A 19,579-nucleotide genomic window follows, 5' to 3' on the forward strand; every position below is an offset into this window, starting at 1 on the left:
CAGGCCATCTCGATTCCCCATCGTCTCGACAACGTAGGGGAATCACAACCTGCTGATATCGCTCAACTCCTTTTCGCTCAGGCTCTAAGCTGAACTCGCTCCGCGTCGACTGGGAAATCTCCAAGTCCCTGTTATGCGCGAACATACAGCACAATCATCGGCTTCTACAGGAAATCTCCAGAACTCCGTCATGCTTTGCCGAAGCGAATACCCTAGGTTCACCGAGTACAATTGCGCTGGCTTCGGAAGAGCCAAAAGGGGAACGGAGAGAACGATGCAAGAAAATGCGATAGAAACAAGACGGTTCGAAACGCCTGATCAACTCCTGGACATGAAACATCGCGGGGGCATCTCCATCGTCAAGATGGCCGATGGCAGCGCAGGAATGCATGCGATCTTCGAACCCGGGTGGACTTGGGAGGCCGACGAGAAGCCGCTGCTCGGCTCGCCCGTCTCCTGCCCCATGCGGCACACCGGCTACTGCATCACGGGCCGGCTCGTGGTTCGCATGATCGACACGGGCATCGAGACGCGCATCAGCACGGGCGACTTCTTCGAAATCCCGCCGGGGCATGACGCCTACGTCGAAGGCGCCGACCGGGTCGAGATGATCCTGTTCGCGCCGCCCGAGCACCAACACTGACGGGCCACTCACTTCGGCTTGAATCACCCTGAAAACCCTTGGAGATTAACATGATACGCGCTTTGACATGTGCGGTGATCCTGATTTCTGGAGCCGCCTTCGCCCAGACCGAAATGACCGAGATCGACCGCCCAGCCTCAGAGCTGAGTCAGGTGCTGGCGCATCCACTGGATATGCCGGAAGGAGAGCTGGAAGTGCGGGTGGTCCGTGCGATGATCGAACCGCGAACGATCGCCGCCTGGCATACCCATCCGTCACCGGTTTACCTCTACATCGCAAAGGGGACGCTGACGATGGAGCTCGAAGGGCAGGAACGGCGCCAGGTCGCTGCCGGGGAAGCAATTGCCGAGCCCTTGAATTCTCCGATGCGGGTGATCAATGAAAGCGACGAGCCGGTTGAGGTAATCGTTTTTCAGATCAGCCCTCCGAAGTCCGAGTTCCTTCAGTAATAGCCGCGGAACCGGGCGGCGGCAGACAACCGCTGGACGGCCCCTGAGCGGGCCAACCATGGGAATAATCTTGCATGCACGTTGTCAACAATTCTGGAGCGAATAGCCCGCAATTCACGCTTTGGGTCGAACTGATCTTGTTCGCGCCGTTTAAACATCAGCATTGATCGGCCGCTCGGACCGGTACAGCGGCATGCCCTTTCAGAAAGCCCCGAAGGTCTCGCCCATAGCCACCACGCAACGGCGGTTTCCAACGACACACATTAGCGGCGTGAACACGCACAAAATACCGCAGATCCTTTTAGGAAACGGAGAAAATCAATGGACGCCATGACGAGACGCACAACGCAGGGACGCGGCAAGCTTTTCGCCAGCGTCCTCGAAACCATCGGAGACACTCCTGCAATTTGGATCAATTCACTCGCGCCAGCCGGGGTAGATATCTACGTGAAGGTCGAGGCCTTCAACCCGGCCGGGTCGGTCAAAGACCGACTGGCGCTCAGCATCATCGAGGAGGCTGAGCAGGACGGAAGCCTTAGCCCGGGCCAGACGGTGGTCGAGGCGACGTCGGGCAACACCGGCATCGGGCTGGCCATGGTTTGCGCGGCGAAGGGCTATCCGCTGGTGGTGACGATGGCCGACAGCTTTTCGGTCGAGCGCCGCAAGCTGATGCGGATGATGGGTGCAAAGGTCGTGCTCACACCTCGTGCGGAAAAGGGCGTCGGCATGTATCGCAAGGCTGTGGAACTGGCCGAAGCGAACGGCTGGTTCCTTGCCCGCCAGTTCGAGACCGAGGCCAACGCCCGCATCCACGAGAACACGACCGCCCGCGAGATACTCGCCGATTTTGCCGGCGAGCGGCTGGATTACTGGGTCACCGGCTACGGCACGGGCGGCACGGTGACGGGCGTTGGTCGCGTTTTACGCCGCGAGCGGCCGGAGACGAAGATCGTCCTGTCGGAACCCGCCAATGCGCAGCTTCTGGGCAGCGGCCACGCGCAGGCGCGAAATTCCGATCACTCGCCCGCGGAAAGCCACCCCGCTTTCCAGCCGCACCCGATCCAGGGCTGGACCCCTGACTTCATTCCCCACGTTCTGCAGGAAGCGGTGGACGACGGGCTTTATGACGAGCTGATACCCGTGGCCGGCCCCGACGGCATTGCCTGGGCGCAGAAACTCGCGCGGCGGGAAGGCATCCTGACAGGCGTCTCGGGCGGCTCGACCTTTGCCGTCGCCATGAAGATCGCCGAACGGGCCGAGCCGGGGACCGTCATCCTCTGCATGCTGCCCGACACGGGCGAACGCTACATGTCAACGCCGCTGTTCGAGTCGATCCCCGAGGATATGACCGAGGAAGAAACGGCGTTGTCGCGTTCGACCCCCGGTTTCCAGATGGCCGCCGAGTAGACGGCGACGGGCGGCCGGGTGCGTGCTTACCCACGAGGCGGCCGGCGGCGAGGCGATCAGCGACGCGCGTACCGTGTCGGGCGACGCATTGCCGCCTATTGCGGCGACGCTGGTGGTGCGGCGGTCCTGAGGCGTCCTGATGGTCACCCATGTGGGCGACATATTTCAGCTTGGGAAACGAGCAATGGATACGATCGCGAAAGAAGCGAAGTCTGCCCGGGAGGAAACCCTCGACCCTGCGGATTGGGAAGTGCTCCGCGTCCTTGCCCGACGCGTCGTTGACGACGCGGTCGACTATATCCGCGACGTTCGCGAACGCCCTCTTTGGCAGGACATGCCGCCCGAGGTACGCGCACGGTTCCGCAGCCCGGTGCCGCAGGAGGGCCGGCCGCTGGCGGAGGTCTACGACGATCTCGTCACAAACATGCTGCCCTACCCGATGGGCAACATCCATCCGCGCTTCTGGATGTGGTACATGGGGGCGAGCAACTTCACTGGCGCGCTGGGAGACTTCCTTGCAGCCATTCTTGGCTCGAATCTGGGCGGAGGCGATCATGCCGCTGCGGAGATCGACAAGCAGGTCGTCAATTGGTTGAAGGAGATGATGGGCTACCCGCCCGAGGCCAGCGGCACGCTGGTCTCGGGCGGGTCGATGGCCAACCTGATCGGGTTGACCGTGGCGCGCAACCGGATGTCCGGTATCGACCTGCGCGAACTGGGCGTGGGTGCGCTGAAGGAACCCATGCGGTTCTACGGCTCCGACCAGATCCACTCGTGTCACCAGATCGCCCTCGAGGCGATGGGGATGGGCAACCGGGCGCTCTGCCGCGTACCCACGGACGCGGCCTGCCGGATGGACGTTTCAGCCCTTCGCACCGCCATCGCCGAAGACAGGGCGGCAGGGGCCCAGCCCGCCTGCGTGATCGCGACCGCTGGCACGGTCAATACCGGTGCTATCGACGATCTGGAGGCGATTGCAGATCTCTGCGCCGAAGACGGGCTGTGGCTGCATGTGGACGGCTGCATCGGCGCGCTTCTTGCCATCGCGCCCGAGGGGAAGGCGCTGGTGCGCGGGATCGCGCGGGCCGATTCCATCGCGCTCGACCCGCACAAATGGCTCCACGCCCCGTTTGAGGTGGGCTGCGCCCTGGTCCGGGATGCCGATGCACATTTCGGGAGCTTCACGCTGACGCCGGAGTATCTGGAAAACGCACCGCGCGGCATCGCTTCAGGGGCCTGGTTGAACGACTTCGGCCTTCAGACATCGCGCGGGTTTCGTGCGCTCAAGGTGTGGATGGCGCTTGAGGAACATGGCGTCGCCAAATTTGGCCGCCTGATCGATCAGGATCTCGCCCATGCGCACTATCTGACGGAACGGATCACAGCCACCCCCGATCTCAGCATCTGTTTTCCGACCGCCATCAACATCGTCTGCTTTCGATACGACCCGGGTGGGCTGCCCGAGCCGGCACTCAAGAAGCTGAACACCGAAATCATGGTTCGGATGCAGGAAGCTGGCGTTGCTGCGGTATCCGACACGACGGTGCAAGGCCGCCATTGCCTGCGCGCCGCAATCAACAATCACCGAACGACCCGCGCAGATCTGAATATCCTCATCGACGAGGTTGGACGCCAGGGGGCGGCGCTGATTGGCGAGGCCGTTCTTGAACGCCCCTGAACTTCACGCGCTGTGGGTCTCCGAACAAGGACGAATGGATCAATGCAGGCGACGCTGTGGTCGTGTCCCGGTGCGTGGTGTAGCTGACGTCTGGCCTCGCGGATCGCGGCAGCGACGAGCAGCTCAGCCCATCATGCAGCAGGCAGGCTGATGATGGGATCATCGCAGACGGGAGCCAGCGTTTCCAGTGTCATGTAGCGCGAGCGCTGGACGGCCCATTCCTCGTTCTGCTCCATAAGGATAGCGCCGACGAGCCGGGTGATTGCTTTCTCGTTCGGAAAGATGCCAACGACGTCGGTGCGCCGCTTGATCTCGCCGTTGAGCCGCTCGATCGGATTTGTGCTGTGTAATTTCGCGCGGTGCTGCGGCGGGAAAGTCATGTAGGCGAGGACATCCTCCTCCGCGTCATCCATGAGACTGGCCAGTTTCGGCAACTTGCCGCGCATCTGGTCGGCGACATGGCGCCATTGCTTGCTGGCGTTGGCATGGTCGTTCTGTGCGAAGGCAGTGGCGATAAAGGCAGCGACGACGCGCCGGCTGCTCTTGCCGGCATGGGCCAGCGCGTTTCTTTGAAAGTGAACCCTGGGCCTGTTGAAGAAGTCGACGATTGGTGATTCTCTTTCCCGAAGACGATGGTCATCGGAGGCGGCATTCGATGTTGGGTCGGAAGGAACGCGATCAGCTTGAGCTCTATATGTGCGGCTCGCTTCGGGAGCTGCTTCCGGACGATCACATTCTCGTCCGGGTCGATCGGGTTCTTGATCTCTCGTGGATGCGTGAGGCGGTTGCGGATTGTTACTCAGCCGAATTCGGACGGCCGGGGATCGACCCGGAGGTTGCCGTTCGCCTGATGCTTGCCGGCTTCCTGCTCGGCATCGTTCATGACCGTCGTTTGATGCGCGAGGCACAGGTCAATCTCGCGATCCGCTGGTTCGTTGGCTTCGGTTTGCATGAAGCATTGCCCCATCATTCTTCGCTGACCCGCATTCGCCAGCGCTGGGGTGCGGAGCGCTTCCGCCGCATCTTCGAGCGCACGGTCGAGGTCTGTGTCGCCGCCGGGATCGCCAAGGGTGAGGTGGTTCATGTCGATGCCTCGCTGATCCGGGCGGACGTCAGCTGGGAAAGCTTGGCGGTGCGCCACCTCGATAGCGTGAGAGCCGAAAATGACGATCAGGACGACATTGCAAAGGACGCCGAAATGACCGCGAAGAGATCGCGCAAGTCGGGCAAATACAAGAAGGTCTGCGTCACCGACCCCGACGCCAGCATGGCGACCAACGGGCGCAATCGGCGACTGGAACCGAGCTACAAGCAGCATGGCGTCGTCGACGATGTCTGCGGTGTCATTCTCGATGTCGAGGTGACGACGGGAGAGGTCAACGAAGGGAAGGAAATCCTGAGCCGGCTGGACGTGGTGGCGGAAACGACCGGCGTGGCGATCGAGGTTGCGACGGCCGACGCCGGCTATGCTTATGCGAAGGTATTCGGCGGTCTTGAGCGCCGCAGCATCACCGCCGTCATTCCGACCAAAGCCGAACCGATCCGCAGCAAGGTCCCGATGCGTCGTTTTCGATACGATGCCAAGCATCACGTTTTGAAGTGCCCGCGGGGAAAAATTCTGAAGGCAGGCAGGGCCATCAAACACGGACGCTTCTTCACGTCCCGAGCCGCCGATTGTCGGGGCTGCGACCTTGCATCGTTGTGCCTTTCGAAAGGCCGGGTGAACAAAGCGGTCGTCGTCGGCGAGGATTATCCCGCTCTGCTACGGGCTCGGCGGCGGCGCGAGAGATGGGGTGAGGAAGATAAACGCCTTTATCAGCGCCATCGTTGGAGATCTGAAGGATTCCATGGCGAAGCCAAGACCTGGCACGGTTTGGCTCGGGCCATTCGGCGCGGGCTCTCGAACATGAAGATCCAAGCTTATCTGACGGCCGCGGCTATCAACCTGAAGCGGCTCGCCGCCGCTCTGTTCAGGCAAATTCTTCGTTTGTTGGGCGCCCCGCGCATCGTTACCGCGAACCTTGAACGCCGAGTCGCTCCGATCTGATCGAATCCGGCGCCGCGGGCCTCCCAAGCTGCCATCAGACGCCTCTTTTGCCGTAGAGGCGGCAGAAACCGACTTCTTCAACAGGCCCACCCGGCATCTCTGCCAGGTCGCGTTGAAGACCCGGGCGATCGCCGCCTTGAGGCCGGTATGGGCATCGGAGATCACCAGCTTCACGCCGGCAAGGCCGCGGCTCTTCAGCGAACGCAGGAAATCGGTCCAGAAGGTCTCGGCCTCCGACGGGCCGATCGCCAGGCCAATGATCTCGCGCCGTCCGCCCGTATTGACCGCGACGGCGATTATCGCGGCAACGGAGACGATGCGCCCGCCCTGACGGACCTTCAGATAGGTCGCGTCCAGCCAGATATAGGGCCATTCGCCGGTCAGCGGGCGATCGAGGAATTCGCCGACCCGCTCGTCGATCTCCTTGCACAGCTTCGATACCGTGCTCTTGGAAATCCCCGCCAGGCCCATCGCCTGCACGAGATCATCGACGCGCCGGGTCGAGACACCGTTGATCCACGCCTCCTGAATGACGGCGACCAAAGCCTTCTCGGACGTCTGGCGCGGTTCCAGGAAGCCGGGAAAATACGAGCCCTGCCGCAGCTTCGGCACGCGAAGGTTCAACGATCCAAGCCGCGTCTTTAGCTCGCGGTCGCGATACCCATTGCGATAGGTCAGCCGGCCATCGGACCGCTCGTGCCGTCCGGCGCCGATCTGGCCCTCGACATCGTGTTCCATCAAAAGCTGGAGGACGGCTTCGCTCACGGTGCGCAGAAAATCTCCCTCGTCATGCTTCCGAAGAAGCTCAATCAGCGGCATGGCCGTATCGGTCATCGGGGTCTCCGTGTCGGTCAGGTTATAACCGGGCGCTCGTTGCTCTCGCTCGTCACTACAGCTATCACCCCAAAGCTTGCCGGCCATATCGGGCTCAGACGAAGGGCGAGGTGGAGCGGCCGTTCCGATATATCCGGGAAGACTTCTTCCTGGCGCGCTCGTTCCGCAATCTCGACGATCTGAACCGGCAACTGGCCCATTGGCTCGATACCGTCGCCAACTGCCGGGTGCATGCCACGACCCAGCGCGTCGTCGGCGAGGCGTTCGCCGAGAAACGGCCCTGTTTGCGGCCGCTGCCGGTCGCGCCGTTCCGATCGGTCCTCAAGCTGGAGCGCCGCCTCAGCCGGGACGGCATGGTCAGTGTCGACGGCAACCTCTACAGCGTTCCTGACGCCACGCGCCGGCGGATTGTCGAGGTTCACAAGCTTGCCGGCGAGGTCCATATCTTCGAGGACAGCGTGCTAATCGCGACACATCCGATCCTTGAGGGCCGCAAGCAGCGCCGGGTGGCGCCCGGTCATCGCGGGCATCCGCCTCGAAGACGATTGCAGGGATCCGGCGAGGCTATCGTGGTGCGCGGCACCGGCGATGTCGTCGCGCAACGTTCACTCGCATTCTACGACGCCGTCGCCCAAGTGCTGGCGCAGGCAGGCCGGTCATGACCGCTTCGCTCGACCAGACGCCATCGACGATCGACCGCATCCGCCACGATCTCGTCGGGCTGAAGATGCCGCGGGCGCTGGAGGCCCTCGACCATCTCGTGCGCCGGCTGGAACAGGGCGAGATCACGGCCCTCGAGGCGATCGACACTCTGTTGGCCGAAGAGCTGACCCTTCGCGAGAACAGCCGGATCAAGACGGCCCTCAGAATGGGCCGCCTGGCGACAATCAAGACGCTGACTGGCTTCGACTTCTCATTCCAGCCATCGCTCGACCGGGACCGCATCTTCACGCTCGCTCAGCTCGGCTTCATCGAACGCTGCGAGGTCGTCCACTTTCTCGGGCCACCCGGGGCCGGGAAAAGCCATCTGGCGACCGCCCTTGGCGTCGAGGCCGTCAAGGCCGGGAAGAGCGTCTATTTCTCCACGCTCGCCGAGCTAATCGCGGCGCTAGGCCGCGCCGAACGCGAAGGCCGGCTCCAGGAGAAAATCCGCTTCTTCTGCCGCCCATCACTCTTGGTCGTCGACGAGATCGGCTACCTGCCGGTCGGGGCCGGCGGCGGCAACCTCTTCTTCCAACTGGTCAACGCCCGCTATGAACGGGGCGCGATGATCCTGACGTCCAATCGCGGCTTTGCCGAATGGGGCGACGTCTTCGGCGATCCGGTCATCGCCACCGCGCTCCTCGATCGCCTGCTGCATCACGCCGTCGTCGTTCAGATCGAGGGATCAAGCTATCGGCTTCGCCCGCACGCCGAGCTCATGCCCGAGCACGTCCGCTCGAAGGCCATCATCGCTCCGCCGCTACAAGCCCAGCCGCGCCGTCGCGGGCGACCGCCTCGGCTCGACCCCTTCGCCACAGCGAGCTGACCGGCGGAATTGGGAAATTTTACTTCGGCGCTTTTGGGGAATTCACGCGGCATTGACAGCCATGCGGGGCCCGAGACGAGTTCCATCTCGCAGCCACCGCTCAGAACCTGAGGAAGATGGCCAAGCTGATCCCAATGCCGGAGCCAAAGCCCGCATAGGGCGCAGACAGGTTCAACCATCGTCCGTCTTCGCCACATCCGTCGCTGGCATCTCCCGTCTCAATGTCGAGTTCGTCAACGGAATAGAACGCAAAGCGACCGTCCAGAGAGCGGCCTAAATGCTTGTTATATTTGCGTGATCAGCAATTGATGATGGAACCTGTCCGGGGGCAGGACTCGAACCTAAAAGTTCTCGTGACCAAGCAAATGTAGCTCAGCAAACGAATTTAGTCATAGCACTGTAATGGCGGCAACGCTCCTCCGCTACCATTTTCCGCTTTTATGTCCGAATCCTGCGTCTGAAACCTTTGCGCGGCGATTCACGCGAGAGCAGCTTGGATGTCATCGCGACTTTCCGCCGCTCTTGCCTTAGCTATTTCGCGAAGCAGTAGAGCAAGCCGTCTCCGCCGGTGCCTTGCAACGCCTCTTGTCCGCAACCGCGCGAGGGATGCGACGAGTTCCAGGATTTGGCCTCGGCGGACTCGTCGAGCCCCATGCGATCATGATGGCCGACCATCGCGCTGCCTTCGCCGCTCGACGTCCAATTCTCGCAAGTCGCTTCGTGCGCGGTGCCGTCCGGGAGCGAGCCCGTGAGGATATCATGGCGGTTCGGCTGATCGCCGCGGCCATTGACCAATTCGCCGCTCTCGTTCAGCGCGGTCGCCTTGGTGATGGCGTTCGCGTCGCTGTGCAGCGCGTCGAGGCTGTCGGCGATGGTTTCGCCTTTCGCGTTGACCCAAGGCCCGCCGCCGATGCGATCACGGGCGTCGGTGTCGCTGGTGCTCAGATAGGCCGCCCAGGTTTTTCCGGTGACGCCGGCAGCTTCCGCGAGGCTGGTGCAGTGGGCGTCCGCTCCTTCCAGGCCGCCGAGATTGGCGCCGTCGCCCGGCCCCTGACTGGTGACGAAGAAGCTCATTGGACTGTCTTGAGCCATGGCGGGACCGACAAGGGTCCCTGCTACAAGAGTGGCGGCAAACAATACGGACGAACGCGCCATGGTTTCCTCCTCCAAGGTGCCTTGGAGAGAGAGTACGGCACGTGGTCCAGCTCTGGGATCAAAATGTCGTGTGCGGGCAGCCGGATGGCGACCGCATGGAACGGGGTCGAGGCGCCGTTTCTGGTCCGGATCGAGCTGTCCCATGACGTCCGCGCGGTCTGTCGCCGCAGGCTATGAAAGAGGAGGGGGCGCAACCCCTGGAAGAGGGAATCAGCGCCCGGTGCGGGATTGATTTCAGCTATGGCCGAACGCCATTGGCTCGCTAAAATAACGTTCTGGATTCTCAATCACTAGGGAGAAAATTGGAGCGGGCGATGGGATTCGAACCCACGACCCCAACCTTGGCAAGGTTGGCATCTGAGTTTTCCAGGGATTACCCGGCATTTCCACGATGCCCCTTCCGTCAGTTATTTCCGCATGTTACGCTTTCCTTGAATTACCGGCGATGACTGAAGATGCCTTGCCGGTGGCGACACGGTGGCGACATGGCAACGACCAAGCTCACGAAACGGGCGGTAGACGGACTGGCCGCGAAGGACAAGGCGTTCATCGTTTACGACGCCGATTTGAAGGGATTTGCGGTTCGGATATCGGCAACCGGTGTGAAGACGTGGCAGGTCGAATATCGTCCCTTTCCTGGCGGGCGCAGCGTGACGAAGCGGCGGATGGCGCTCGGGAGTGTTCAGAGCCTCACGCCCGACGAAGCCAGGAGGAAGGCGCGGGATATTCTCACCGCCGCGAGCAAGGGAAACGATCCCGCTCGGGACCGGGCGGACAAGCGTAAGGAGCTTCGGATCGTTGATCTGATCGACCTGTATGAGGAGGAGGGCTGCTACGTCCAGCGTGGCATGCGCCAGGGCGAGGCGATGAAGCCGACGACGAAGGCTTACACCCTCGGGCGCCTCCGCAATCATGTGGTCCCGCTGCTCGGCACTAGACGCATCACGGAGATCAGCTCTACCGACATTGAACGGATGGTTCGCGACATTGGGAAGGGGAAGACCGCCAGCGACGAAAAGATCGGTCCTCGGCAGCGGATCATCGTTCGAGGCGGCGAGGGGGCAGCGCGAAAGGTGGCGCGGGATTTGTCTGCCGTCTTTTCCTTCGCAGTCCGGCGGCGTCTCGTGACCGAAAATCCCTTCGCAACTGCCTCCATCCGTAAGACAGACAATCGGCGCACTCGGTATCTCTCTATCGAAGAGGTCGGGCGGCTCGGGCAGGCGCTGGAGATCCTGGAGGGACAAGGCATCAATCCGAAAGCCTTGGACATCTGCCGCCTTTGGGCGCTCACCGGGTGCCGACGGGATGAAATCGCCGGCCTGAAATGGGCAGAGGTCGATTTTCAGCGGTCCTGCCTTGCTCTGGCGGACAGCAAGACAGGGGCCAGCGTCCGGCCACTTGCCGCTCCAGCCTTGGCGATGCTTTCCGCCCTTCCTCGCTACGGCAATTCGCCCTTCGTCTTCCCGGCGTCCAGCGGGGCAGGACATTTCCAGGGAACGAAGCGGATTTGGCCGAAAGTGGTCGAACTGGCGAAGCTGCCGGGTGTCACGCCCCAGACACTTCGGCATACTCTCGGATCTGCGGCCGTATCGACAGGCGAGACGCTGGCAATGACAGGCGCCATCCTGGGCCACAGCAACGCCCGCTCGACCTCGATCTATGCGCATGTCCAATTCGACCCCGCCACGCAGGCTGCAGGCCGCGCCGTAGGGCCAATCGCGGCAGCGCTCTCAGGAAAGAGGTCCGCCGAAGTGATTGGCCTGAAGAAAGACGCCTGAATCGGAATGTTCGCGACCGCCGCGGAATTGCCCACACCCAAACCCGAGGAGCGCACGCCCCCCGGGAAAGTTAGCGCCTTCGGGGGGCCTTCTGGAGATGATGAGCGTCGAGGATGACGACGAAGAAGGCAACTCCGAAAGGGACAGAGAGAAAGAGGTCATGGACGATCAAGGCCGGCTCAAGGAGCTTTTCGAGCGTGCCAAGTTAGGTGAAATCACCGGTGAAGAGGCAGACGCCGAAGCGATCCGCCTCGGCCTTGGCAGCCTGTCGCGCCAGCCTGGTGCCGATGATTATCGACCCGAGGCCCAGACGCACTGGACGCTGCCCATGGCGGTGGCCTGGATAGCCTATCTCGACCTCAACGAGGTGCGCGAGTGGTCGGCACTTTATCGAGCGGAGTGCTTCGATTGGCTCTGGCAGCGCTGTCGGCGGGGACTTGACGGGCCGATCTATGAAGGATGGCACCTTGAGCAGCGATCAAAACCGACACTTGCCTTGCTGGGTATCAGTGCCGCCATTGACCGCGCTGAAGGCGAGGAAGCACTCAACATGTCCATCCGCGAAGCGCAGGAAGCACTCTGGATTGCGCTTCGGGAAGGTTTCTTTACGGCGAGCGGCATTGACACTGAAACTAACCGTCGCGTCGAGATACCGGGTTTGGAGTGGCATGAACTAGTCGCGGTGGAGGGTAGAGGCGAAGCCGACGAGGTGCGACGGGGCATGATGTCGACCGGATACCGCGACGTTCTCGTGCCTTCAGTCGCTGTGCGTGGCTTCTGGCGAAGACCCGTCGAACGCGTTGAGCGGTTGCCGCCGACGGTCCACCCCGATGGCGACGGGTTCATGCCGCTGGTTTGCGCAGCTCAGTGGATTGCGACCGAGGGTGGGGGGGTGCAGTTCGATCCCGCCGACGAATCGAGGTGGGCGCACGCTTACGACCTGCTGCTTTCGGCCATAGCCTCCGAAGGAGTCCGCGTGGTGGGCACACGAGCCGGGGTCCGCGAGCCCGTGCCCGGCTACCATTTCGCAGGCTGCCGGGTGGACTACCCTTTCAGCGACGCACCGCTGGACATGATCATGTCGGAAGACCTTTATCTTCGGTCATATCCCTATATCGACGATGAGCACTGGCGAAGCGGCTTTTACGATGCGTTGATGAACCGCTCGCATGAGTTTTGGGTCCGCCTCATGGTGGAGAAAGGCGACGTGCGAGCGCGATGGCCGGTGCCCGCCCTAGCCGAGGTCGTGCAAGCGGCGGCTGCCGAGGAAGCGAAGCTCGCAACCTCTACCTCTGAGCCCATCTACCAAACAGGATTGCCAGGGCGCCCGACATCGAAGCATCTGTGGATGGCGGAGGCCAAAAGGCGGATAGCAAACGGAGAGGTGGGAGATACCCGCACCAAATTCTGCGAAGATCTGTCCGAATGGCTGAAAGCGACACATCCTCATGCCGCACAAATTACAAGTAAGACGTTACTCAATGAATCGGAATTGCGCAGTCTATTCAATCTTGCGAAATCCTCTGCATAACCGGCTCCCGAAATTGCTCCCGAAATGAAATGAACTCCCGAAATTCCTAGCTATTTATCGGGAGTTTGATAGGTCGCAAATTCTCCACGCACCCCGGCATTGCGCCGACTTGCTTGGAGAATAGACCATGGCCGACAACGGCACCCAGCAGAGACTACTCCGCCGTACTGAGGCGGCATCATACGTAACCGACACTTTCGGAATCCCCTGCAGCCCGAAGACGCTGGCGAAGCTGGCCGTTATCGGCGGCGGCCCGGCATTCCGCAAAGCCGGACCCTTCCCCCTCTACGCGACTGCAGACTTGGACGAATGGGCGGGCGGTAAGCTCGGCCCTCGTGTCCGCTCGACCTCCGAAACGAGGGAGGCGGCCTGAGCCATGTCCAACATAGTAGAAACCCGCCGCTTGGGGCGACGGGCTTCTGAAAGTTTGTCTCTTAGCCGGGACAACTATTCAGATAGCACCGTATCCTCTGAACATCAATCCGAATGGGTCCGTGCCCGCTACCGCGTCGCGCCTGCAATGGCTCGTGTGGTCGCAGAGCATTGCTTCGGAAATCCGCACGGGAGGTCTAGCCGATGACCTGTCGCTACCATATCCGCGCTCGTCTTCTTCCTGATGGCGCGCCCATCACCATCGTCGGCCGCAATGCCGATACCCTGGAAAAGTTGCTCGCTGCCGGCGAGCATGGCCTGACGACCATCGAGTACCCCGCGCCCCGTGTCGCACACTACATTTACCGCCTGAGGGGCATGGGGTTCGTCATCGAGACTATCGATGAAGCTCATGGGGGAGCGTTCCCCGGCCACCACGCCCGCTACGTCCTGCGGTCTGAGGTCCAGATCATTCAGGATCAGATCGAGGAGGCCGCCTGATGGTCGAGCCTCTCGGAAACATCCCGGGCCCCTACGGCAAGCCCATCGCCGTCTTCGCTTCCCCGAATCATCCGGGGGAGTTCTTCCACGATACGGATGGCTGCATGGATATGGCGGGCATCCACAATTCGAAGGACCGCGCTCGCTGCCGTGCCGAACTCGGCACCGGCAACGGCCAGTCCATGAAGCTCGATGTCCTGTGGCGGAACGGCGGGCGCAAGGTGCCGAAGGTTGCACTGCCAAAGCCGGCGAAGTCAGCCTATCTCGACATTCCCCGCGAGCCAAAGATCGACGAGGTGAAAGAGAGCTGGGTGTCTCTGGTTCTCGACCATGCCGACTGGGCAAGCCGGGCTGAAGCTCTTCTCGATGTCATCGAAGGGAGCGCGAAGGAAGCGCGCTCGTGGACGATAGCCGGATCGGACAGCTTCGAATTCGTCCACGCCTTCAGCATGTCGATCCTCCTTACCTCGGCACTGGAGCATCTGACCGAGCCGGAGATCGACTGCCTCGAAGCGGCGGCGTTCTATGCCCTGGCGGCGCATGACGAATGGTCGGAAGCGGGCATCGAGTGGCTGCATCCGTACCGCAGGACCTGGTTTCGCGACTGGGTGGCCGATCGGCCAGTGTACCGCGAATTCGCGGGCATCATGCGCTCGGTGAACAGCGATTTGCCGACGTGGATCAGGAAGGGAGTCGCACGATGATCTCGATCCAGCTCCACAATCCGATCAGCGCCGAGCCGGTATCGAGCAGCGGAAAGACATGGGTTCGCCTCGGTTTCGCTGATGGTAGCCGCGTCACGCTGTTCACGGTCAATCTCGATCAGGCGGGCGCGATTGCCGATGCGATCAACTCCGAGAATGACGCACGGAAGGGGGGGACCGGGCGAATTGCCCGGCGCTCCCGCCAATGACGACGAGCACGCCTTCGTCAGCATCGGCGACGTAGCCACGCAGATTGTCGGCCGGCTTCAGAAAGGGGGCCGGTCATGAGCGCGGCAATCATCCGGTTTCCTATGACAGAAAGCGGTCGCGGCCAACTGCGGAGCTACGCGCGCGCGACCACGCAGGAGATTCGCTCGCGTCCCGGATGGGATCTTCATGAGATTGACTGGGACGAAGAGGCCGCAGAAGCCGATCGTATGGTTGAAGAGGCTCTTGCCGCTCAAGCAGCCCCAAGGGTTGGAGGCGACAAATGAGCGGCTTGCCCTTCATGCAATTGTACGTCGCCGATTACCTTAGAGGCCGTTTCGAAACCCTGCCAAGACCAGCCTCCATGGTTCACCCGGGACGCCCAAACCCGCGGAAATCGGGTATCATGTCATTGCGGAGCGACCATCCGAGGGGCCTTTGAACCCGCCGCAGTGAGTTTCGAAACGGACTCTTAGTGACACGCGTCATCTATCGACCGAGCAACACGGCGCATATCTCCTCCTACTGATGACGATGTGGCGGCAGGGTGGTGACCTTCCGAACGACCCGAAACTGCTCGCAAGGATCGCCAATGTCAGTCTGAAACGGTGGCACCTCATCGCGTCGGAAGTCATGGCCTTCTTCGTCATTGACGAGGGCAGGCTGACCCAGAAGCGCCTGAAGCAGGAGTTCCAAAAAGCGGTTTCGAAAAGTGAAAAACGGAGCCACTCCGGAAGCTCGGCGGCCACGCTAAAGCTTTGAAAAGCAAAGAGCTGGGTCTGGCAAATGCCACCCCTTTGCTTAAGCATTTTTCAGAACCAGAACCAGAAGAACCTAACGGTTCTTATTCCGATCCTGTCGGATCGGGCGCAGAGGCGCCGCCGGATCTTCGAAAGCAGCTTTTCGACGAGGGCCTGAAATCCGTCATCCGGCAGACAGGAAAACCGGAAAGCCGCTGTCGCCCGATCATCGGCAAATGGCTCAAGGCCACCCGTGACGATTGCCGGCTCGTCCTGTCCAAGATCAGGCAGGCCGAAGCCGATCGGGTGGCGGACCCGGTTCCCTGGATCGGGGAAGCGATCAAACCGGCGTGGTCGACCGATCCGGTCGAGCGCCAGATGCGGCAGTCGTTTTGATGAGCGCGATAATTCCCATGAACGATGTAATCGGCGCCCTCGGTGAACAGGGCATCAAGCTTCGCTCGGCTGCGGCCGGCACCCACAAGACGATCTGCCCGGCGTGTTCGCATCAGCGGCGCAAGCAGACGGATCCCTGCCTCTCGGTCACGGTGGAGCCGGAGGGCAAGGCGGTTTGGAACTGCCACCACTGCGGGTTCGCCGGGGCGACCGGCGGCCGAGATTATCGCCCGGTCAACAGTTCTCGCGGCCCTCGCAGCTACCGCCGTCCCGAGCCGGTGGAGAACCCGCAGCGGCCGGACAGGATGCTGGAATGGTTCGCTGGTCGCGGCATCTCGGCCGAGACCGTCACGGCGGCCGGCATCTACCGGACCCGTTCCTGGTTTCCGCAGACCAATGGCGAACTGGATTGCATCGCGTTCCCCTACGAGTGGGCCGACGCCCTCCGGAACGTGAAGTACCGCTCGGCGGAGAAGCACTTCCGCCAGGAGAAGGACCCGGAGCCGGTCCTGTACAACGCGGACAGCATCATCGTCGGGCAGGACCTGATCATCTGCGAAGGTGAGATCGATGTGCTGAGCTTCATCGAGGCAGGCTTCGAGCGCGTCGTCTCGCTGCCCAACGGCGCCCCGTCGAAGCCCGAGACCAGCGACCGGCGATACGAACCGCTGGCGACGCATGCCGACGCGCTGGAGGCTGTCAGTCGCGTCTATATCGCCACTGACATGGACGGACCAGGCGAGATGCTGGCCTCCGAATTGGCCCGGCGCCTCGGAAAGGATCGCTGCTGGCGAGTGCGCTTTCCGAACCGTGACGACGTGCAGGAGAAGGACGCCAACGACACCCTGAAGCATCACGGCGCCGACGCGGTGCGCCAATGCGTGACCGACGCCGAGCCGTGGCCGATCGATGGCCTTCACGACGCCGGGGAATTCGCCGACGAGGTGATGGACCTCTACCACGGTCGTGGCCCTCAGCCGAAGTCTACGGGCTTCCCCGAGATGGATCGCGCCTTCCGCTATCAGCCGGGACAGTTCATCGTCGTCACCGGCATTCCCAACCACGGCAAGAGCCGCTGGCTCGATCAGGTGGCAGTGCAGACGGCGCGCATGAACGGCGACCGCTGGGCGGTCTTCTCACCGGAGACGGGCGACGCCAACCATATCGCGGATCTCTGCGAGATCTGGGCAGGCTTCCCGTTTCACGAAGGACCGACGCAGCGTATGACGCCCAAGGAACTCTCCGACGCCATGGCGTGGGTGCGGGACCGTTTCGTGTTCATCAATGCCAAGGACCATACGCCGGCGATCGACTGGGTGCTGGATCGCGCCAAGGCGGCCGTCATCCGGCAGGGCGTCCGGCACCTGATCATAGACCCGTACAACGAAATCGAGGCCAGCCGGCCGGCAAAGCTGACGGAGACCGAATTCATCAGCCAGTTCATATCGAAGTGCAAACGCTTCGCCGCGCACCATGACGTGACGGTCTGGATCATCGTTCACCCGACCAAAATCAGGGCCGCCCCTGGGGAGAGCCGGGAGCCGATCCCGACGCTCTACGACCTCGCCGGCTCGGCCCACTGGCGCAACAAGGCCGATGCCGGTCTCGTCGTCTATCGGGACTACGCACGCAACCAGACGCTGGTCATCTCGAAGAAGATTCGGTTCCAGCCGCGATGCGGTGAGCCCGGGACGGTGAAGTTCGAATTCCTCGGCGCCTGTCGCCGATTCGAGGAAATCCCGCAGACATACGCGCGTCTCGGCACATCGGCGGAGGCGGCTTGATGGTCGCCCCGGTTCTCATGCGCCCCGATGAAATGCTCTGCATCAAGCAGGCGATGGATTATACGAGGAAGAGCGACAAGACCATTCGTCGCTGGATTAAGCGCTACGGCATCGCCCGGAGGTCGATGGACGGCGGCCCCTATCAGGTCAGCGTCATTGCGCTAGAAATGGCGATGCATGGGGATTTTGCCGCGCTGGAGATGCTGCGGTCGGGTCAACGGTCGGCTCCGGAAGTGCGGCGGTATCTGGACTTTCTCGGGCTTCCTGAGTAACCGATGGCGTGCCGATCGGCGCCTCCATCGGCTTTACGCCTCTCGCGGATACAGCGCCGCTCTTCGTAGGTCCTTTATGATTGCTTCGCCCGGTGGGCGATGCAGCGGCAAAGTCGCGCTGCTGCTATACATCCGTCTTGGGAATCACGCCGCACGCGCTTGGATAGCAGCACTCCTAAATGCAGCTACTCCGCTCCGGAGCGGTATGATTTTCGCAGTGCGCGACAGAAGCGCGACGTGAGGCGTTGCCTTCTCGTCCGAAAGAACAGCAATCCGCTGTGGCGACGAAATTCCCATGTCGCGGAGATCCAGGAATTTCGACACGGCGCTATGAACCGCGGTGTTGTGCGGAACGACCATATCGAAGACCGCTCGTTGGCCATTGGAGATCAGCGATGCGTCGAAGATCCAATCGGCAGACGCGCCTCGAATAGTGACCTCTCGCGCAACCTCCAACTTCGGAAAAACTTTATCAAGCTTGTCCCAAAGGGCGCGGCGTTGGTCGTCGGCCTTTCGCTCTGAGAGGCGCTCCGCCGTCTCTTGCACCGCTGCTTTTGCGGCGTTCGCCACTGCCATGGTTGCCATCGTGAGTGCCGGTCGGGGCACCTCGATATCGAAAATCATGTCGCTGTCGAACCGAACATCGAAGCGCATTGCGACCTGCCGAGCGATCCGCGTGAAAATTCGATCGCCGTTCAGAAGATCAGCTTCGCGTCGAGCCGCGCCAAAATCTGAAACGAGATAGCCATTCTCGGATTCAGCAATCCGCACTACGACGCGGCCGCCACCTGGGTAGATCAGCGGCGTAACGATCATTGCGCCTTGATTGCTCGATTTCGCAAAAGCTAGTGCGCGAGCCACCTCTTCGGCGACGGAGCTCAGAGAGAGATCATTCAGCAAAGTAGCCCTCCCTTCCAGTCGGGTGAGGGCAGCGTGAGCAGCCCATCCACGTTCCATACCTCTTCTAGCATGCGACAGATATCCCTAAAAGATTGAGGTTCGCTCACCAACGGCACCGCGTTGGGCAGGTTCTCCTCCGGCGTGAAAGCAGAGCCACCAATGCGAGCGTTGTCCGCACAGGCATGTAGATGGGAGCCGAAAACCTCCGGATCTAGGCGATATCGCTTCCAATGTTTGTTCCCGTGCGGTGCTGGCGGCAGGAAATCGACCCGGGAGATGCAGACCCATTGCTCGGGAGCCAAACACTCTAGCGTCGCCGTAATGTCGTCCATCTGACGGTTTTCCCAGGCAGATATTCGGATGCGCAGCCCTTCAATTGTCACTCCAGCCGTATCCGCCAGCACGATTGGCAGTTCCATGCGCTGCGCTTGTACGGAGTTGAACGGGCGCGGCCCAGGCCGACCCTTTTTGGGCTTCGTTCGAACTATCGGCCTGAGCAGCCATTCCGGATATCCGAACAGCGTCTTCGGTTCGGATTCCAGACTGCACCAGTGCTCCAGTCTCCTAGCATTACAGTTGCTCTTTGGATCTGAGATGCGCTTGTCGAGCTGCGGCTTGGTGGGCGCGTCGCCAAGTTGACCAAGCAATGACGT

18 protein-coding genes and 4 pseudogenes are annotated in these 19,579 nt (G+C 61.8%); 17 read left to right on the forward strand and 5 right to left on the reverse strand.

The window, feature by feature from the left end; genetic code table 11:
* The first annotated feature begins 385 nt into the window (after positions 1–385).
* The 4 genes from VQ044_RS19755 to VQ044_RS19770 all read left to right on the forward strand — a co-directional run bounded on the left by VQ044_RS19755 (position 386) and on the right by VQ044_RS19770 (position 4,177).
* On the forward strand, positions 386–643 hold the full coding sequence (locus VQ044_RS19755; protein WP_327650353.1) for a hypothetical protein: 258 nt from the start codon (positions 386–388) through the stop codon (positions 641–643).
* A gap of 50 nt (positions 644–693) precedes the next feature.
* Positions 694–1,092 (forward strand): cupin domain-containing protein, encoded by a 399-nt coding sequence (locus VQ044_RS19760; RefSeq protein ID WP_327650355.1) that lies wholly within the window; start codon positions 694–696, stop codon positions 1,090–1,092.
* A gap of 330 nt (positions 1,093–1,422) precedes the next feature.
* Positions 1,423–2,499, forward strand: a complete 1,077-nt coding sequence (locus VQ044_RS19765; RefSeq protein ID WP_442880699.1) for a PLP-dependent cysteine synthase family protein — start codon at positions 1,423–1,425, stop codon at positions 2,497–2,499.
* Between the two features lie 184 nt (positions 2,500–2,683).
* Entirely contained in the window at positions 2,684–4,177 is a 1,494-nt protein-coding gene (locus tag VQ044_RS19770) for a pyridoxal phosphate-dependent decarboxylase family protein (protein WP_327649133.1), read from the forward strand.
* Between the two features lie 131 nt (positions 4,178–4,308).
* Here VQ044_RS19770 and VQ044_RS19775 read toward each other — a convergent pair.
* Positions 4,309–4,773: pseudogene (locus VQ044_RS19775) on the reverse strand (transposase); the annotation flags it as partial.
* 59 nt (positions 4,774–4,832) lie between these two features.
* On the opposite strand from VQ044_RS19775, the gene VQ044_RS19780 reads away from it, so the two are divergent.
* A complete protein-coding gene (locus VQ044_RS19780) occupies positions 4,833–6,224 on the forward strand; it encodes an IS1182 family transposase (protein ID WP_327649152.1) in 1,392 nt (463 codons plus the stop codon).
* Between the two features lie 42 nt (positions 6,225–6,266).
* On the opposite strand, the pseudogene VQ044_RS19785 reads toward VQ044_RS19780, so the two are convergent.
* Positions 6,267–7,058 (reverse strand): annotated as a pseudogene (locus VQ044_RS19785) (IS256 family transposase); the annotation flags it as partial.
* 23 nt (positions 7,059–7,081) lie between these two features.
* On the opposite strand from VQ044_RS19785, the pseudogene VQ044_RS19790 reads away from it, so the two are divergent.
* Positions 7,082–7,720, forward strand: a pseudogene (locus VQ044_RS19790) (Mu transposase domain-containing protein); the annotation flags it as partial.
* The gene (istB, locus tag VQ044_RS19795) at positions 7,717–8,586 is read left to right on the forward strand and encodes an IS21-like element helper ATPase IstB (RefSeq protein ID WP_327649134.1); all 870 of its coding nucleotides are present in this window, start codon (positions 7,717–7,719) and stop codon (positions 8,584–8,586) included. The pseudogene VQ044_RS19790 and the gene istB, both read left to right, overlap by 4 nt.
* Before the next feature lie 531 nt (positions 8,587–9,117).
* Here istB and VQ044_RS19800 read toward each other — a convergent pair.
* On the reverse strand, positions 9,118–9,741 hold the full coding sequence (locus VQ044_RS19800) for a hypothetical protein (protein ID WP_327625906.1): 624 nt from the start codon (positions 9,739–9,741) through the stop codon (positions 9,118–9,120).
* Between the two features lie 485 nt (positions 9,742–10,226).
* Between VQ044_RS19800 and VQ044_RS19805 the strand changes: the two genes are divergently transcribed.
* The 10 genes and pseudogenes from VQ044_RS19805 to VQ044_RS19850 all read left to right on the forward strand — a co-directional run bounded on the left by VQ044_RS19805 (position 10,227) and on the right by VQ044_RS19850 (position 18,026).
* Entirely contained in the window at positions 10,227–11,519 is a 1,293-nt protein-coding gene (locus VQ044_RS19805) for a tyrosine-type recombinase/integrase (RefSeq protein WP_327649135.1), read from the forward strand.
* A 100-nt stretch (positions 11,520–11,619) separates the two neighbouring features.
* Complete coding sequence (locus VQ044_RS19810) at positions 11,620–13,050, forward strand: hypothetical protein (RefSeq protein ID WP_327649137.1); 1,431 nt, start codon at positions 11,620–11,622, stop codon at positions 13,048–13,050.
* Positions 13,051–13,626: 576 nt separating this feature from the next.
* Positions 13,627–13,923, forward strand: coding sequence for a winged helix domain-containing protein (locus VQ044_RS19815; protein WP_327649139.1), 297 nt, complete (start codon positions 13,627–13,629; stop codon positions 13,921–13,923).
* Positions 13,923–14,627: a hypothetical protein gene (locus VQ044_RS19820; RefSeq protein WP_327649141.1), complete on the forward strand. Its 705-nt coding sequence runs from the start codon at positions 13,923–13,925 to the stop codon at positions 14,625–14,627. Before VQ044_RS19815 ends, VQ044_RS19820 begins: the two co-directional genes overlap by 1 nt.
* Positions 14,624–14,836 (forward strand): hypothetical protein, encoded by a 213-nt coding sequence (locus VQ044_RS19825; RefSeq protein ID WP_327649143.1) that lies wholly within the window; start codon positions 14,624–14,626, stop codon positions 14,834–14,836. Before VQ044_RS19820 ends, VQ044_RS19825 begins: the two co-directional genes overlap by 4 nt.
* 75 nt (positions 14,837–14,911) lie before the next feature.
* Positions 14,912–15,121, forward strand: coding sequence for a hypothetical protein (locus tag VQ044_RS19830; RefSeq protein ID WP_331827746.1), 210 nt, complete (start codon positions 14,912–14,914; stop codon positions 15,119–15,121).
* A 199-nt stretch (positions 15,122–15,320) separates the two neighbouring features.
* Positions 15,321–15,596: pseudogene (locus VQ044_RS19835) on the forward strand (DUF1376 domain-containing protein); the annotation flags it as partial.
* Positions 15,593–15,970: a hypothetical protein gene (locus VQ044_RS19840; RefSeq protein WP_327649145.1), complete on the forward strand. Its 378-nt coding sequence runs from the start codon at positions 15,593–15,595 to the stop codon at positions 15,968–15,970. The pseudogene VQ044_RS19835 and the gene VQ044_RS19840, both read left to right, overlap by 4 nt.
* A 17-nt stretch (positions 15,971–15,987) precedes the next feature.
* On the forward strand, positions 15,988–17,754 hold the full coding sequence (locus tag VQ044_RS19845; protein ID WP_327649146.1) for a DnaB-like helicase C-terminal domain-containing protein: 1,767 nt from the start codon (positions 15,988–15,990) through the stop codon (positions 17,752–17,754).
* Positions 17,754–18,026, forward strand: a complete 273-nt coding sequence (locus VQ044_RS19850; protein ID WP_327649148.1) for a hypothetical protein — start codon at positions 17,754–17,756, stop codon at positions 18,024–18,026. Before VQ044_RS19845 ends, VQ044_RS19850 begins: the two co-directional genes overlap by 1 nt.
* 144 nt (positions 18,027–18,170) lie before the next feature.
* Here VQ044_RS19850 and VQ044_RS19855 read toward each other — a convergent pair whose 3' ends face one another.
* Positions 18,171–18,926: a hypothetical protein gene (locus tag VQ044_RS19855; protein WP_327649149.1), complete on the reverse strand. Its 756-nt coding sequence runs from the start codon at positions 18,924–18,926 to the stop codon at positions 18,171–18,173.
* A partial coding sequence (locus tag VQ044_RS19860) for a hypothetical protein (protein WP_331827747.1) occupies positions 18,920–19,579 on the reverse strand: 660 nt, incomplete at its 5' end. The genes VQ044_RS19860 and VQ044_RS19855, both read right to left, overlap by 7 nt.

Origin of the sequence: Aurantimonas sp. C2-5-R2 (genome assembly GCF_036549495.1) — a bacterium.
Lineage (GTDB): Bacteria > Pseudomonadota > Alphaproteobacteria > Rhizobiales > Rhizobiaceae > Aurantimonas > Aurantimonas coralicida_A.